This is a genomic window from Pseudomonas sp. No.117 (assembly GCF_054558395.1).
This window is the reverse complement of the sequence record NZ_BAAJNP010000005.1, coordinates 427,565-443,004: the sequence shown is the minus strand read 5'-3', so window position 1 is coordinate 443,004 and position 15,440 is coordinate 427,565. Positions and strand designations below refer to the sequence as shown.

Sequence of the window (15,440 nt, the reverse complement as noted above, 5' to 3'; positions counted from 1 at the left end):
ACCCGCGCTCGGGTTTACGAGTGGTACATGAGTAGTGCGCCGGGGCCGCCTAGGCGGGGCTGGCCTTCCAGGGCGTTTTCAACGCAATTTGGCCGACGCGCAGCAGATTATGAGCAGACTCTGAGGGCCCGCCCGGGTAGGTGATGGGCGATAATGGCGGTTTCCTCTGCTGGAGCCGCCCATGGCCATCGCCGCCCTCACCATGTACGTCGAGCCTGCCGAGGTACGCGACGCCTATCGCCAGCTGGCCGAAGCCGTGGCGCTGCGCCTGGGCAAGACGCTCGACCCCGCGCCCGAGGAACTGTCGGCGCTCTGGAGCCATCCCGACCTGCTGCTGGCCCAGACCTGCGGCTATCCCTGGGCCACCCGCCTGCGCGGCCAGGTCCGACTGGTGGCGGCGCCGCGCTATACCTTCGAAGGCTGCGCAGGCGCCGAGCACTGCGCCTTCATCCTGGTGCCCGAGACGCTAGAGGCAGAGAGCCTGGCCGATCTGCGCGGCAAGCGCGTGGCGCTCAATGGCCTGGATTCCAACACCGGCATGAATCTGCTGCGCCACGCCGTGGCGCCCCTGGCGGAGCGGGCCCGCTTCTTCGGCGAGATGATCGTCAGCGAAAGCCACGCCAACAGCCTGGCACTGTTGCAGCAGGGGCATGCCGATGTGGCCGCGGTGGATGCCGTTACCTACGGCTACCTGCAGCGCGCCCAACCGGAGCGCGTCGACGGCCTGCGCCTGCTGCAACGCACCCGCCCCAGTCCGACGCTGCCCTTCATCACCGCCGCCAGTCGGTCCGATGCCGAGGTGGAAGCCTTGCGCGCGGCCCTGGGTGACAGCCTGGCGGCTGCCCCCGAGCTGGCCAGCCTCCTGGCCATGGACGGTGTCGTAGCCGTGGACGAGGCGACCTACCTGCCGCTGCTGGACTGGCGCCGGGAGGCGGTGGACAAGGGTTATCCGGTGATCGCCTAGGTCGGGTCGAGACGGCGCCGTCGTCGACGCCCAAGGGGGGAAGCCGGCTTGGGAATGTTGGGCTTCGCTGCGCTCAACCCAACCTACGGTGACGGCTTTTGGCGTAGGTTGGGTTGAGACGGCTCCATCGTCGAAGCCCAACATGGGTAGTCCGGCCCGGCCACCGTTGGGCTTCGCTGTGCTCAGCCCAACCTACGGTGACGGCGCTTGGCGTAGGTTGGGTTGAGACGGCTCCATCGTCGAAGCCCAACATCAGGGCTCGGTCGCGCCTTGTTGGGCTTCGCTGCGCTCAACCCAACCTACGGTGTCCCTGCCTGCAACCGCCGTAACTCCACCAGGTCATGGCTGCAGAACAGCGTCAGCCCCAGGTCCTGGCGCAGGGAGAGTTCGCGCAGTCGGGCCTGGTTGTCCAGGCGGCTGGCGCGGTCGGCTTCCATCAGCCGCTGGTAGAACCTCAGGCCAAGGGTACAGCGGCGTTCGGGATGACCCATCTCCTCGCGATAGAAATAGGCGTCGCCGGCGTGCAGCAGCCAGCCCTCGTCCGCCTGGATGGCGATGCCGGCGTGCCCGGGCGTGTGGCCGGGCAGGGGGATCATGAGGATTTCCGGGGGCAGGCCGGGCAGGTCGCGGACGCTGGCGAAGCCGTGCCAGGGCTCGCCCTGGGGTTCGTGGAACTGCCAGTGGCGGATGCCTTGCCACTGCGCCGGACTGTAGCGGCGCCGGCCGATGAAGCCGTGGCGCTGCCGCTGGGCCTCCCATTCGCGCTGCAGCACATGGACCTGGGCCTGGGGAAAGTCGTCCAGCCCGCCAGCGTGATCGAAATCCAGGTGGGTCAGCACGATATGGCGCACATCCCCCGGCCGGAAGCCGAGCTGGCGGATCTGCGCCAGGGCACTGAGCGCCGGGTCGTACTGGATGCGATTCATCAACCGGAAGAAGGGACTCAGGCGCTGGCCACGCTCCTGCAGGTCGCGTTCGCCGAAGCCGGTATCCACCAGCACCAGCCCGGCGCTGTCGGTCTCCACCAGCAGGCAATGACAGGCCAGGTGGGCGGCGAAACCGCGGCTGAAGCCGTCGTACAGCGACCCGCCGAGGGGGCACATGCAGCCGCAGTTGAGGTGATGGATACGCATGGCAGGCTCCGCGAGGGTGACCTGCGGTAGAAGAAGCCAAGGCGGGCAAAGTTCTAGCGTAGCGGCGCTTGTCCTTAGTCTCCCGGTAAGCCCGTTTCGACGCAGAGGCTCCTGCCAGAGCGGTGATCCGCAGGAGAAAGGTCGCCAAGCCTCCAGCCGGGACGCTGGCGCCGCTCAGGCGCGGCCGGAGCTTGACCCAGTGCGGATTTGCGCAGCACTGCGCCGCCAACGGCTGAACCCAGGGCCTTCCGTGCTGACCAAGCTAGGATCGCCAGCGGACCGGCTCTGCCACCCTGGCCCGCCCAGCGCAGACGGAGCCTCTCATGCCCATAGCCTTTCCCCGCCGTTCCCTCCTGGCCACCGGCCTGTCCCTTGGCCTGCTCGCTGCTGGTACCGCCCAGGCCGCCGACTGGTGCGCCAGCAAACCGGTGAAGTTCGCCGGCGTGAACTGGGAGAGTGGCATGCTGCTCACCGAGTTGATGGGCTTCGTCCTGCAGCATGGCTACGACTGCAAGATCGACAGCATTCCTGGCAACTCCATCACCCTGGAGCAGGCGCTGGCCAATAACGACATCCAGGTGTTCGCCGAGGAGTGGATCGGCCGCAGCGAGGCCTGGAACAAGGCCGCCGCGGCCGGCAAGGTGGTCGGCGTGGGCGCGCCTATCGAGGGCGCCACCGAAGGCTGGTACGTGCCGCGCTATCTGGTCGAAGGCGAGGGCGCCAAGGCGCCCAAGCTGAAGAGCATCGCCGACCTGGGCCAGTACGCCGAGCTGTTCCGCGATCCGGAAGAGCCGGGCAAGGGCCGCTTCTACAACTGCCCCGCCGGCTGGACCTGCGAACTGGAAAATACCCAGATGCTGCAGAGCTACGGCCTGAGCGACAAATACACCAACTTCCGCCCCGGTACCGGCCCGGCGCTGGATGCGGCCATCGTCTCGGCCACCAAGCGCAAGCAGCCGATCCTCACCTACTACTGGTCGCCGACGCCCTTGCTGGGCCGGGTCGACATGGTGCAGCTAAAGCCGCGCGATGGCGAAGCCAAGCGCATCCAGGTGCAGGCCGGCCTCTCCAAGCCCTTCCACGACGGCGCCCCCGAGCTGGTCGCCGTGCTGAGTCGGGTCAACGTGCCCATCGAGCTGCTCAACCGCACCCTGGCCGAGCAGGCCGAAGCCAAGCAGGACGCCCCCGCCGCCGCCAAGGCGCTGCTCAAGGCCCATCCGGAACTCTGGCAGGCCTGGGTGACCGACGCCGCGGCGCGCAGCAAGATCCAGGCGGCGCTCTAGGATGTTTCCCGAAGGCCTGACCTTTTCCTTCGCCGATGCCGTGAATCGCGGCGTCGACTGGCTGGTGACCCGCTACGGCGATGTCTTCCGCGCCATCTCCGACACCCTGCTGCAGGCCATCGTCTGGCTCGAGGGCCTGCTGCGCGGCACGCCCTGGTGGGCCATCCTGCTGATCGTCGCGATCCTGGCCGGCCACGCGACGCGCCGGGTAGTGCCGACCCTGCTGATCACCGGCCTGCTGTTCCTGGTCGGCGCCCTGGGGCTGTGGGACAAGCTGATGCAGACCCTGGCCCTGGTGCTGGTGGCCACCGCCATCGCCGTGGTCATCGGCGTGCCGCTGGGCATTCTCTGCGCCCGTAGCACCCGCGTGCGCCTGGTGCTGATGCCGCTATTGGACATCATGCAGACCATGCCCAGCTTCGTGTACCTGATCCCGGTGCTGATGCTGTTCGGCCTGGGCAAGGTACCGGCGATCTTCGCCACGGTGATCTACGCCGCGCCGCCGCTGATCCGCCTCACCGACCTGGGCATCCGCCAGGTCGACCGCGAGGTGATGGAGGCGGTCAACGCCTTCGGCGCCAGCCGCTGGCAGCAGCTGTTCGGCGTGCAGCTGCCGCTGGCCCTGCCGAGTATCATGGCCGGCATCAACCAGACCACCATGATGGCGCTGTCCATGGTGGTGATCGCCTCCATGATCGGCGCCCGCGGCCTCGGCGAGGAGGTGCTGGTGGGCATCCAGACCCTGGACGTGGGCAAGGGCCTGCAGGCCGGCCTGGCCATCGTCATCCTCGCCGTGGTCATCGACCGCATCACCCAGGCCTATGGCCGCCAGCGCCACGAGGTGGAGCGATGAAGATCGTCGTCGAGCGGGTCTCCAAGATCTTCGGCAAGCGCGAGCAGGCGGCCCTGGCGCTGCTGCGCGAGGGGCACGACAAGGCCGAGATCCTCGCCCGCACCGGTTGCGTGGTGGGGGTGGACGATCTCTCCCTGGAGATCGCCGAGGGCGAGATCTTCGTCATCATGGGGTTGTCCGGTTCCGGCAAGTCGACCCTGGTGCGCCACCTCAACCGGCTGATCGACCCCAGCAGCGGGCGCATCCTCATCGATGGCCAGGACATCCTCGAACTGCCATTGCCGGCGCTGCGCGAACTGCGCCGCCAGCGCATCAGCATGGTGTTCCAGAGCTTCGGCCTGTTGCCGCACCGCCGGGTGCTGGACAACGTCGCCTACGGCCTCAAGGTGCGCGGCGAGCCCAAGGCGGTCTGCCGCGAGCGGGCGCTGCACTGGCTGGAGGTGGTCGGCCTGGCCGGCTACGAGCGCAAGTGGCCGCACCAGCTCTCCGGCGGCATGCGCCAGCGCGTCGGCCTGGCGCGGGCCCTGGCGGCGGATACCGAGATCATCCTGATGGACGAGGCCTTTTCCGCCCTCGATCCGCTGATCCGCGCCGAGATGCAGGACCAGCTGTTGGAGCTGCAACAGCGCCTGCACAAGACCATCGTCTTCATCACCCATGACCTCGACGAGGCCCTGCGCCTGGGCAATCGCATCGCCATCCTGCGCGACGGGCGCCTGGTGCAGGTGGGCACGCCGGCGGACATCCTCGGCCATCCGGCCGACGACTACGTGGCGCGCTTCGTCCAGCGGCGCAGCGTTGCGACAGTTTGAAACAATTGCGGCAAGGCCCTTCACGAGCATTTCACAGGGCCAAGGCTCTGATGCTGAGACCTGTGGCCTGACCTCGCGTCGGGCCTTTTCCCTACTACCGGAACCGCGCCGCAATGGACTATCTGCTACAACTCGCCGCCGACCCCACCGTCTGGATCGCCCTGGCCACCCTGATCGTCATGGAAGTGGTGCTCGGCATCGACAACCTGATCTTCATCTCCATCCTCACCAACAAGCTGCCCGTCCACCAACAGCAGAAGGCCCGCCGCCTCGGCATCGGCCTGGCGCTGGTCATGCGCCTGGGGCTGCTCGGCACCGTGGCCTGGATCGTCCAGCTCACCGAGCCCATCATCGAGCTCTTCGGCAAGGGCTTTTCCTGGAAGGACATCATTCTCATCGCCGGTGGCCTGTTCCTCTTGTGGAAGGCGACCAAGGAGATCCACCACAACGTCGATCCCGAGCCCGACAGCGCCCTGACCAAGGGCGGCGAAACGGCGACCCTGGCGTTCGGCTCGGCCATCGTGCAGATCCTGTTGCTGGACCTGGTGTTCTCGGTGGACAGCATCATCACCGCCGTGGGCATGACCGAGCACCTGCCGGTGATGGTGATCGCGGTGGTGGTGGCGGTGACCGTCATGTTGCTGGCGGCCAATCCCCTGGCCAACTTCATCAACAACAACCCCACCGTCGTGATGCTGGCGCTGGGCTTCCTGATCATGATCGGCATGACCCTGATCGCCGAAGGCTTCGGCGCCCATGTGCCCAAGGGCTACATCTATGCGGCCATGGCCTTCTCCGCACTGATCGAGGGCCTGAACATGCTGTCGCGGCGCGCCAAGCGCCGCCAGCAGGCGGCCGGCAAGTGAGCACAGGCGTGCCAGAAGGCTTTGTTACATTCCGGCACGCCTATTGCTAAAGAAATTAGGCACTATCTCGTTATCTCTTTGTCATAGCAGCGTCACACGTGAGGTCTACAACCTAAGTCATGAACATTCAAACCCAAGCCCAAAACGCCATGCATGCCCTCAGCGCCGCCTTCGCGCCGATGAGCTGCGTCATCGACGCCCCCAGCAAGCGTGGTTTCTCCTTCATCGTCGTCAACGAGCATGGCGTGGCCAAGCACACCCGCCGGATCTATCGCGACGAATACAGCAACCCGAGCCGCCTGCAGGCCATCATCGACAGCACCCGCCTGGCCATCGCCGGCTGAGATCCAGCCGGCTCCCGCTTCACCCCTTCCGCTTCAGCGTCTGCGCCCCACCCGAGCTACGGGTGTACCGGCGGCAGATACGTCAACGTCCCCCCCAATAGCCATAGCAGCACCAGCACCAGGGGTGCATGGACCAGCAGCTGCACGAAGGAAAAGCCGACCAGGTCGCGCGCCTTCAGCCCCAGCACGCCCAGCAGCGGCAGCATGTAGAAGGGATTGATCAGATTTGGCAAGGCCTCGGCGGCGTTGTAAATCTGTACCGCCCAGCCCAGGTGATACTGCAGGTCGTTGGCCACCTGCATCACATAGGGCGCCTCGATGATCCACTTGCCCCCGCCCGAGGGGATGAAGAACCCCAGCAGCGCCGAATAGACCCCCATCAGCAGGGCGAAGGTGTCGTGGGTGGCGATCTGGGTGAAGAAGGCCGCGATATGGTGCGCCAGGGTCTGGCCGTCGGCACCATTGACCTTGGTTAGGATGGCGGCGATGGAGCCGTACAGCGGAAACTGGATCAGCACCCCGGTGGTGGCCGGCACGGCGCGGGCCACGGCGTCGAGGAAGTGCCGCGGCCGCCAGTGCAGCAGGGCGCCCAGGGTCAGGAACAGCAGGTTGTAGGTGTTCAGCCCGGAGATGGCCTCGATGGCCGGCTTGCTGGCGAATTCCTGCACCAGCCACCCGGCGGCCAGCAGGACCAGCAGTACGATCAGCACCGGACTGTATTCCAGCCATTCGCCCGGACGGACCGGCTTGGCGGCAGGCTGGGGCGCCGGGGTGAGATCGACGCCACAGGCGCGGGCATCGCGGGCGCTATCTGGTCCCGGCGCGGTGACATAGGCGATCACCGCCGAGACCACCAGCAGCACCAGCAGGAGGGCGCCGGATTGCCAGAGGAACAGCGTCTGGCTGAAGGGGATCACCCCGGTGATGGCCAGGATCGACGGCGGCAGGCTGGCCGGATTGGCCTGCAACTGCGCCGCCGAGGACGACAGCCCCAGCGCCCAGACCGCGCCCAGGCCCAGGTAGGCGGCGGCCCCGGCGGCGCGATAGTCCATCTTGAGTTCTTCGCGGCGCGCCAGGGCCCGCACCAGCAGGCCGCCGAACACCAGGCTCAGGCCCCAGTTGAGCAGCGAGGCGAGCATGGCCACCAGGGCCACCCAGCACACCGCGCCACGCCCGGTGCGCGGCACCCGCGCCAGCCGCTCGATCAGTCGCGCCGCCGGCCCAGAGCTGGCCACCACGTAGCCGCCGATGACCACGAAGGCCATCTGCATGGTGAAGGGAATCAGGCTCCAGAAGCCGTCGCCAAAGGCCTTGGCGGTCTTGGTCGCCGGTGCACCCATGCCGAGAGCGGCCAGGGCCACCACGGCCACGGCGAGCACGGCGAACACCCAGGAATCGGGAAACCAGCGTTCGGCCCAGTTGGAACAGGCCAGGGCGAACCGCGCGCTGCGCGAATCGCGGGAGGGGGTGGAGGTCATGGGAGATCCTTTTGTTGTTGTTTTGGATAGGGACATCAGGCGTAGCGTGGAAAACGGCGCAGCCTTTTCCACGCGTTGGGGTCATATCGCGGCCATGGCGGTCCGCCGATGCGGCCGCTCCTACAAAAGCATCATCCCCTGTAGGAGCGGCCCATGGCCGCGATAGGTATTGGCGTCGGTGGGTAAGGCTAAGCCGTTACCCACCCTACGACCGGCTTACGCTTAACGCCGCTCCACCGCCAGGGCCACGCCCTGGCCACCGCCGATGCACAGGGTCGCCAGGCCCCGGCGACCCTCGCGCCGACGCAATTCGTGGAGCAGGGTCACCAGCACTCGACACCCCGAGGCGCCGATGGGATGGCCCAGGGCGATGGCGCCGCCGTTGACGTTGACCTTCTCATCATCCCAGCCCAGCTCCTGGCCCACGGCCAGCGCCTGGGCGGCGAAGGCTTCGTTGGCCTCGATCAGGTCCAGGTCGCCCAGCTGCCAGCCGGCTTTCTCCAGGGTCTTGCGGGTGGCCGAGACCGGGCCGATGCCCATGATCGCCGGGTCTACCCCGGCGCTGGCATAGGCGGCGATATGGGCCAGCGGTTCGAGGCCCAGGGCGGCGGCCTTGGTCGCGCTCATCACCAGTACCGCGGCAGCGCCGTCGTTGAGGCTGGAGGCATTGCCGGCGGTGACGCTGCCGTCCTTGGCGAAGGCTGGTCGCAGTCGGGCCAGGCCCTCGGCGCTGGTGTCGGCGCGGATGCCTTCGTCGGTGTCGAACGGCAGCGGCTCACCCTTGCGTTGGGGGATGAGCACCGGGGTGATCTCCGCGCGAAAACGCCCGGATTCCACCGCCGCCGCGGCGCGCTGCTGGGAGCGGGCAGCGAAGTCATCCTGGGCCTCGCGGCTGATCTGGTACTTCTCCACCAGGTTCTCCGCGGTCTGGCCCATGTGGTAGTCGTTGAAGGCATCCCAGAGGCCGTCGCTGATCATGGAGTCGACCAGTTCCGCATGGCCCAGGCGCAAGCCACTGCGCACCTTGGGCAGCACATAGGGCGCCAGGCTCATGTTTTCCATGCCGCCGGCGATGACGATCTCGGCGTCGCCGCAACGGATCGCCTGGACGGCCAGTTGCACCGCCTTGAGGCCGGAGCCGCAGACCTTGTTCAGGGTCAGGGCCGGCACCTCGTGGGGCAGCCCGGCCTTGACCGCCGCTTGGCGGGCGGGATTCTGGCCGGCGCCCGCGGTGAGCACCTGGCCGAGGATGACTTCATCCACCTGCGCCGGAGTTACACCGGTCTGCTCCAGCAAGGCGCGGATGACGGTGGCGCCCAGCTCCACCGCGGGTACAGTGGCCAGGGAACCCTGGAAACTGCCGACCGCGGTACGGGTGGCAGCGACGATGACGACGTCTTGCATGGCTAGGGTCTCCTCTAGGCCTGGATGGGGGCGCCGGTAGCCGCGCGCAATTCATCGAAGCTGACGCCTTCGGCCAGTTCCACCAGCTTGAGGCCGCCTTCGGTCACCTCCAGCACGGCCAGGTCGGTGATGATCAGGTCGACCACGCCGACGCCGGTCAGCGGCAGGTCGCAGGCCGGCAGGATCTTGTGCGCCCCCTTGGCGGTGTGCTCCATGAGCACCACCACGCGCTGTACCCCGGCCACCAGGTCCATGGCGCCGCCCATGCCCTTGACCATCTTGCCGGGGATCATCCAGTTGGCCAGGTCGCCTTGCTCGGACACCTGCATGGCACCGAGGATGGCCAGGTTCACGTGGCCACCGCGGATCATGCCGAAGCTCGTCGCGCTGTCGAAATAGCTGCTGCCGGGCAGGGCAGTGACGGTCTGCTTGCCGGCGTTGATCAGGTCCGGGTCGACCGTCGCGGCGGTGGGGAAGGGGCCGATGCCGAGCAGGCCGTTTTCCGACTGCAGCCAGACGTCCATGCCGGCGGGGATGTAGTTGGCCACCAGGGTCGGCAGGCCGATGCCGAGGTTGACGTAGAAGCCGTCCTGCAGCTCCCGGGCGGCGCGCTGCGCCATCTGTTCGCGGGTCCAGGCCATCTTACTTCTCCTCGCTCAGGGTGCGTTTCTCGATACGTTTCTCGGGGTTGGCGTTGACCACCAGGCGCTGCACGAAGATGCCGGGCAGGTGGATCTGGTCGGGATCCAGCTCGCCGACCTCCACCAGCTCTTCCACCTCGGCCACGCAGACGCGACCGGCCATGGCGCACAGCGGATTGAAGTTGCGCGCGGTCTTGTTGAAGACCAGGTTGCCGGCCTTGTCGGCGCGCTGCGCCTTGACCAGGGCCACGTCGGCGGTCAGCGCCAGTTCCAGCACATGGGGCTGGCCGTTGAAGTCACGGGTTTCCTTGCCCTCGGCCACCAGGGTGCCGTAGCCGGTGCGGGTGTAGAACGCCGGGATGCCGGCGCCCCCGGCGCGCAGCTTCTCGGCCAGGGTGCCCTGGGGGGTGAATTCCAGCTCCAGTTCGCCGGCCAGGTACTGGCGCTCGAATTCCTTGTTCTCGCCCACGTAGGAGGAAATCATCTTGCGGATCTGCCGGGTCTCCAGCAGTTGGCCGAGGCCGAAGCCATCCACCCCGGCGTTGTTGCTGATGGCGGTCAGCTCGCGGGCGCCGGTGTCGCGCAGCGCGGCGATCAGCGCCTCGGGGATACCGCAGAGGCCGAAGCCGCCCACGGCCAGGGTGATGCCGTCGCTGACCAGCCCATCAAGGGCAGCCGCGGCGTTGGGATAGAGCTTGTTCATGGCGTAGATCCTCGGGTCGTTTATTGAGCTGTCCAGCCGCCGTCCATGGTCCAGGCGGCGCCGCGCACCTGGGCGGCGGCGTCGCTGCAGAGGAACAGCGCCAGTTCGCCCAGTTGCGCGGTGGTGACGAATTCCTGCGACGGCTGCTTCTCGCTGAGCAGGTCGCGACGGGCCTGGTCCGGGTCGCTGCCGCGGCTGTCCAGCTGCTGCTGGATCAGCGGGGTGAGCACGAAACCTGGGCAGAGGGCGTTGCAGGTGATGCCGGTGCGAGCGGTCTCCAGGGCGGTGACCTTGGTCAGGCCCACCACCCCATGCTTGGCGGCGACGTAGGCGGCCTTGCCGGTGGAGGCCACCAGGCCGTGCACCGAGGAGATGTTGACGATGCGGCCCCAGTCGCGCTCGCGCATGCCTGGCAAGGCCAGGCGGGTGGTGTGGAACACCGCCGACAGGTTGAGCGCGATCACTGCGTCCCAACGCTCTACCGGGAAGTCTTCCACCGGTGCCACGTGCTGGATGCCGGCGTTGTTGACCAGGATGTCGACGCCGCCGAAATCACGTTGTGCATAGGCGAAGAGCTCTTCGATCTCCTCCGGCCGGGACAGGTCGGCGCCGTGGAAGCCGCTGCGTCCGGGCAGGCTGGCCTGGGCCGGCGCGGGATCGCCGAAGCCGGTGAGGATGAGGGTCGCACCGGCGGCGGCCAGGCGCTGGGCGATGCCCAGGCCGATGCCGCTGGTGGAGCCGGTGACCAGGGCGGTCTTGCCGGTGAGGTCCATGAGCTGTCTCCTTAGACGAGTCCGGTCAGGTAGTAGAGGCCGATGACGAAGAACACCGCCACGGTCTTGATCAGGGTGATCTTGAACACGCCGCCATAGGCTTCGCGGTGGGTCAGGCCGGTCACCGCCAGCAGGGTGATGACCGCGCCGTTGTGCGGCAGGGTGTCCATGCCACCGCTGGCCATGGCCGCCACCCGGTGCAGGACCTCCAGGGGGATGCCGGCGGCATTGGCGGCGGCGATGAAGGTGTCGCTCATGGCCGCCAGGGCGATGCTCATGCCGCCCGAGGCCGAACCGGTGATGCCGGCCAGCAGGGTCACGCTCACCGCCTCGTTGATCAGTGGATCGGGGATGGCTTTGAGCCCCTGGGCGAACAGCACGAAGCTGGGCAGGGCGGCGATCACCGCGCCGAAGCCATATTCGGATGCTGTGTTCATGCCGGCCAGCAGGGCGCCGGACACAGCGGTCTTGCTGCCCTCGGCCAGCCGGCCGCGGATGGCGCCGAAGTCGGTGACCAACACCAGCAGGATGCCCGCCAGCAGGGCGCCTTCCACGGCCCAGATGCCGGTCAGCTTGGCGACTTCCTGGGTGATGGGCTTGGCCATGCCGGGCAATGCCAGGGTGCTGGTGGCGCCGTACCAGTCGGGAATCCAGCGGGTCAGCAGCCCGTTGAGGACGCCTACCAGCACCAGCGGCGCCAGGGCTAGCCAGGCATTGGGCAGCGGCAGGTCGGCGGCGGTCTCGGGTTCGTTGCGCAGCGGCACGCTGGCGTAGCCTTCCTGCTCGCGCCGGGCCTTGCGCCGGGCGCGCTCCAGGTAGGTCAGGCCCACGGCGATGACGAACAGCGAACCAGCCAGGCCCAGCCAGGGCGCGGCCCAGGCGGTGGTCTGGAAGAAGCTGGTGGGGATGATGTTCTGGATCTGCGGCGTGCCGGGCAGGGCATCCATGGTGAAGGAGAAGGCGCCCAGGGCGATGGTGGCCGGGATCAGCCGCTTGGGGATGTCGCTCTGGCGGAACATCTCGGCGGCGAAGGGATAGACGGCGAAGACCACCACGAACAGCGAGACGCCGCCGTAGGTGAGCAGGGCGCAGACCGCGACGATCACCGGGATGGCCCGTTCGCGGCCGAGCAGGCGGATGGCCGCAGCGACGATGGCGCGGGAGAAGCCCGACAGCTCGATCAGCTTGCCGAACAGGGCGCCGAGCATGAACACCGGGAAGTACAGCTTGAGAAAGCCCACCATCTTGTCCATGAACACCCCGGTGAAGGCGGGCGCCACGGCGGACGGGTCGGTGAGCAGGACGGCGCCGAGGGCGGCGAGGGGGGCGAAGAGGATGACACTGAAACCCCGGTAGGCGGCGAACATCAGCAGCGCCAGGGCGGCGAGTGCGATCAGGACACTCATGGCTTCTCCTAGAGCTTCGCCAGGCGAAGCGGTTCTTGTTGTTATAGGGCGATGCAGGGATCGCCTGAACCCAGGAGCCAGAACCGTGCCAGATTTATAAGTTATTGTTTTGTATTGATTTTTATTTAGACGGTTGCCATCTACCGACAATTTGTCTCAAAAGCTGGACTCCGTAGGTTGGGTTGAGCGAAGCGAAGCCCAACATTAAACCTGACGCCGGCCATATTGGGCTTCGACGATAAAGCCGTCTTAACCCAACCTACGGAAAGGATCTTGTAGGAGCGGCCCATGGCCGCGATTGACGATCTATCGCGGCCATGGGCCGCTCCTACAGATATTTCTCCAAATATAGACTGGTCTCAATTTTGAGACATAAGCCCCAGCGCCACCAGCTTCTTGTACAGCGTAGACCGCCCCAGACCCAGGCGCCGGGCGGCTTCGTCCACCTTGCCGCCACAGGCGGCCAGGGTGGACTGGAACAGCTCCCGCTCGAAGCGCTGGCGGGCTTCGGCATAGGTTTCGCCGGTAGCGCTCGCCATGGGCTGCCTGGCTGGCGGTTCGGCAGAAACGCCCAGGGCCTCCGCCAGCGCCGTGGCATCCAACTGGCTGTCGTCACCCAGCAGCACGGCGCGCTCCAGCACGTTGCGCAATTCGCGCACGTTGCCGGGCCAGGGTTGGCGCTGCAGCAGGGCCAGGCCGCCGGCGGTCAGTTCGGGAGCGGGCTGCCCGGCCACGGCGGGCAGGCCGTCGAGAATGGCTTCGGCCAGTACCCCCAGGTCGTCCAGGCGTTCACGCAGCGGCGGGATGCGGATCGGCAGCACGTTGAGGCGGTAGTAGAGATCGGCGCGAAAGCGTCCCTCGACCACGGCGGTCTCCAGGTCGCGGGAGGTGGCGGCGATCATGCGCACGTCGCAGGCCAGCACCTCGTTGGAGCCCAGCGGCTCGTATTCCTTCTCCTGCAGCACTCGCAGCAGCTTGGCCTGCAAGGCCAGGGGCATGTCGCCGATCTCGTCGAGAAAGAGGGTGCCGCCCTGGGCGATCTGCAGCTTGCCCGGACGCGCCCGGCGCTCGGCACCGGTGAAGGCGCCCGGTGCGGTGCCGAAAAATTCCGCTTCCAGCAGGCTTTCCGGAATGGCCGCGGCATTGATGCTGACGAAGGGCCGCCCGGCACGTGGCGAGGCGCCGTGGATGGCATGGGCCAGCAACTCCTTGCCGGTGCCGGTCTCGCCCAGCAGCAGCACGGCAGCCGCACTGGCGGCGGCGCGGCGAGCGCGACGCTTGACCTCCAAGCTGGCCGGACCGCTGCCGACGAAATGGCCGAAGCCGTATTTGGCGGTGCGCGCGTGCTGCAGCGAGCGGCGAGTGGTGGCCAGCTCCTCCTGGATGCGCAGGTAGCGGGTCACCAGGGGCGCCAGCTGCTGCAACTGGTCGAACAGGGCGAAGCCGATGGCGCCGATCAATTCGCCCTCGTCGGTATGGATCGGCAGGCGCATCACTACCAGGGGGCCGCTACGGGTCTCCAGCATGTCCAGCAGGATCGGCTGGCCATTGCGCGCCACCTCGCGCAGCAGGCTGTGGGGGATGATCTGCTCCACCGGCTGGCCGATAGCGGCGGCGGCATCCGGCAGGCCGAAGTGCTGGGCGTATCTCTGATTGATCCAGACGATACGCGCCTCGCGGTCGACGATCACAGTGCCGTTGCTGGTCTGCTCGATGATCTCGAACAGCGAGCGAATCGCCCGCTGGCGGATGCCGGCATAGTCTTCCAGGCCCGGCAGGCCGGGTGGCGTGGCGCTCATGGCTTCAGCGCATGGCGCAGTTGGTGCAGGCGCCGCTGGACGATACGCTCGCGGCGCGCCGCATCCCAGTCGTAGAAGCCCGCGCCGCTACGCAGACCGGTACGGCCGGCGGCCACCTGGTCTTCCAGTACCTTTAGCGGGGTTTCATCCCGCGCCAGGGTGGGCCAGAGGTGGCTGGCGATGTCGCGAAAGGTGTCCAGCCCGCCCATATCCGCCGCCTCTAGCGGGCCGACCATGGCATAGCGCCGGCCCAGGGAGGCGCGCATCACCCGGTCCACCGTCTCGGCATCCGCCGCGCCGCTCTGCACGATGTGCAGGGCCTCGCGCAGCAGGGCGAATTGCAGTCGATTGCCGACGAAACCGGGAATGGCGCGCTGCAACACCACGGCTTCCAGGTCAGCGGCCTCCAGCAGTTGGCGCACGCACTCCAGATGGGCGGGCAGGGTGGCACTGCCGGGGACCAGCTCCACCAAGGGAATGAAGTGCGGCGGATTCCAGAAGTGCGCGATCAGCAACCGCTCGGGATGGCGCAGGTGGGCGGCCAGCTCGTCCGGTGGCAGGCCGCTGGTGTTGCTGGCGATCAGGGCGTCGGGCCGCAGCACGGCTTCGAGCTGGCTATAGAGGCGGTGCTTGAGTTCCAGGCGTTCGGGCACGGCTTCGAACAGCAGGTCGCAGTCGGCGAGGTCGGTAAGCTCAGTGGTGGTAGTCAGACGGTCGATGACGGCCTCGGTGTCCACCGCGATCCCGGCCTCGACCAGTTCGGCGAGCAGGGTACGGGCCGTGGCCGGTACCTCGGCGAGGCGGGCGGGGTCGACGTCCTGCAAGCGCACGGCGTGGCCGTGGCGCGCGAGATGGACGGCGATGCCGATGCCCATGAGACCGGAACCCAGGACGGCGAGGCGTGGCGTGGTCATGATCTTTTCCTTGTGAGACGGCCGCGGCAACCGTCTCACACTTGACCGCCCCCGGCCAAGGCACAGG

Annotated in this window: 15 protein-coding genes; 6 read left to right on the top strand and 9 right to left on the bottom strand. The window is 67.5% G+C overall.

Going from position 1 to position 15,440, the window contains the following annotated elements:
• Positions 1-181: 181 nt before the first annotated feature.
• Entirely contained in the window at positions 182-964 is a 783-nt protein-coding gene (locus ACYJP6_RS14895; protein ID WP_459475780.1) for a phosphate/phosphite/phosphonate ABC transporter substrate-binding protein, read from the top strand.
• 299 nt (positions 965-1,263) lie between these two features.
• On the opposite strand, the gene ACYJP6_RS14890 is transcribed toward ACYJP6_RS14895, so the two are convergent.
• A complete protein-coding gene (locus tag ACYJP6_RS14890) occupies positions 1,264-2,097 on the bottom strand; it encodes an MBL fold metallo-hydrolase (RefSeq protein ID WP_459475779.1) in 834 nt (277 codons plus the stop codon).
• A gap of 323 nt (positions 2,098-2,420) precedes the next feature.
• Here ACYJP6_RS14890 and ACYJP6_RS14885 point away from each other — a divergent pair, with 323 nt between their 5' ends.
• From ACYJP6_RS14885 to ACYJP6_RS14865, 5 genes are all read left to right on the top strand, one after another.
• Positions 2,421-3,380 (top strand): ABC transporter substrate-binding protein, encoded by a 960-nt coding sequence (locus ACYJP6_RS14885; protein WP_459475778.1) that lies wholly within the window; start codon positions 2,421-2,423, stop codon positions 3,378-3,380.
• Between the two features lies 1 nt (position 3,381).
• Complete coding sequence (locus ACYJP6_RS14880; RefSeq protein WP_459475777.1) at positions 3,382-4,233, top strand: ABC transporter permease; 852 nt, start codon at positions 3,382-3,384, stop codon at positions 4,231-4,233.
• Entirely contained in the window at positions 4,230-5,045 is an 816-nt protein-coding gene (locus ACYJP6_RS14875) for a quaternary amine ABC transporter ATP-binding protein (RefSeq protein ID WP_459475776.1), read from the top strand. Before ACYJP6_RS14880 ends, ACYJP6_RS14875 begins: the two co-directional genes overlap by 4 nt.
• Before the next feature lie 113 nt (positions 5,046-5,158).
• A complete protein-coding gene (locus tag ACYJP6_RS14870; protein WP_459475775.1) occupies positions 5,159-5,911 on the top strand; it encodes a TerC family protein in 753 nt (250 codons plus the stop codon).
• Positions 5,912-6,030: 119 nt separating this feature from the next.
• Entirely contained in the window at positions 6,031-6,255 is a 225-nt protein-coding gene (locus tag ACYJP6_RS14865; RefSeq protein ID WP_058761044.1) for a hypothetical protein, read from the top strand.
• A 56-nt stretch (positions 6,256-6,311) separates the two neighbouring features.
• On the opposite strand, the gene ACYJP6_RS14860 is transcribed toward ACYJP6_RS14865, so the two are convergent.
• The 8 genes from ACYJP6_RS14860 to ACYJP6_RS14825 all read right to left on the bottom strand — a co-directional run bounded on the left by ACYJP6_RS14860 (position 6,312) and on the right by ACYJP6_RS14825 (position 15,373).
• Positions 6,312-7,733 carry a short-chain fatty acid transporter gene (locus ACYJP6_RS14860; RefSeq protein WP_459475774.1) on the bottom strand — a complete coding sequence of 474 codons (1,422 nt, stop codon included), beginning with the start codon at positions 7,731-7,733 and terminating at the stop codon, positions 6,312-6,314.
• A gap of 222 nt (positions 7,734-7,955) precedes the next feature.
• Positions 7,956-9,137, bottom strand: a complete 1,182-nt coding sequence (locus ACYJP6_RS14855) for an acetyl-CoA C-acetyltransferase (RefSeq protein ID WP_459475773.1) — start codon at positions 9,135-9,137, stop codon at positions 7,956-7,958.
• A gap of 14 nt (positions 9,138-9,151) precedes the next feature.
• A complete protein-coding gene (locus ACYJP6_RS14850; RefSeq protein ID WP_459475772.1) occupies positions 9,152-9,778 on the bottom strand; it encodes a CoA transferase subunit B in 627 nt (208 codons plus the stop codon).
• A gap of 1 nt (position 9,779) precedes the next feature.
• Positions 9,780-10,481 carry a CoA transferase subunit A gene (locus tag ACYJP6_RS14845; protein ID WP_459475771.1) on the bottom strand — a complete coding sequence of 234 codons (702 nt, stop codon included), beginning with the start codon at positions 10,479-10,481 and terminating at the stop codon, positions 9,780-9,782.
• 20 nt (positions 10,482-10,501) lie between these two features.
• A complete protein-coding gene (locus ACYJP6_RS14840; protein ID WP_459475770.1) occupies positions 10,502-11,254 on the bottom strand; it encodes a 3-hydroxybutyrate dehydrogenase in 753 nt (250 codons plus the stop codon).
• An 11-nt stretch (positions 11,255-11,265) separates the two neighbouring features.
• Positions 11,266-12,660, bottom strand: coding sequence for a GntP family permease (locus tag ACYJP6_RS14835; RefSeq protein WP_459475769.1), 1,395 nt, complete (start codon positions 12,658-12,660; stop codon positions 11,266-11,268).
• A 359-nt stretch (positions 12,661-13,019) separates the two neighbouring features.
• Positions 13,020-14,459, bottom strand: a complete 1,440-nt coding sequence (locus ACYJP6_RS14830; protein ID WP_459475767.1) for a sigma-54 interaction domain-containing protein — start codon at positions 14,457-14,459, stop codon at positions 13,020-13,022.
• The gene (locus ACYJP6_RS14825; RefSeq protein ID WP_459475766.1) at positions 14,456-15,373 is read right to left on the bottom strand and encodes a 3-hydroxyacyl-CoA dehydrogenase family protein; all 918 of its coding nucleotides are present in this window, start codon (positions 15,371-15,373) and stop codon (positions 14,456-14,458) included. The genes ACYJP6_RS14830 and ACYJP6_RS14825 overlap by 4 nt, the downstream gene beginning before the upstream one ends.
• Between the last annotated feature and the right edge of the window lie 67 nt (positions 15,374-15,440).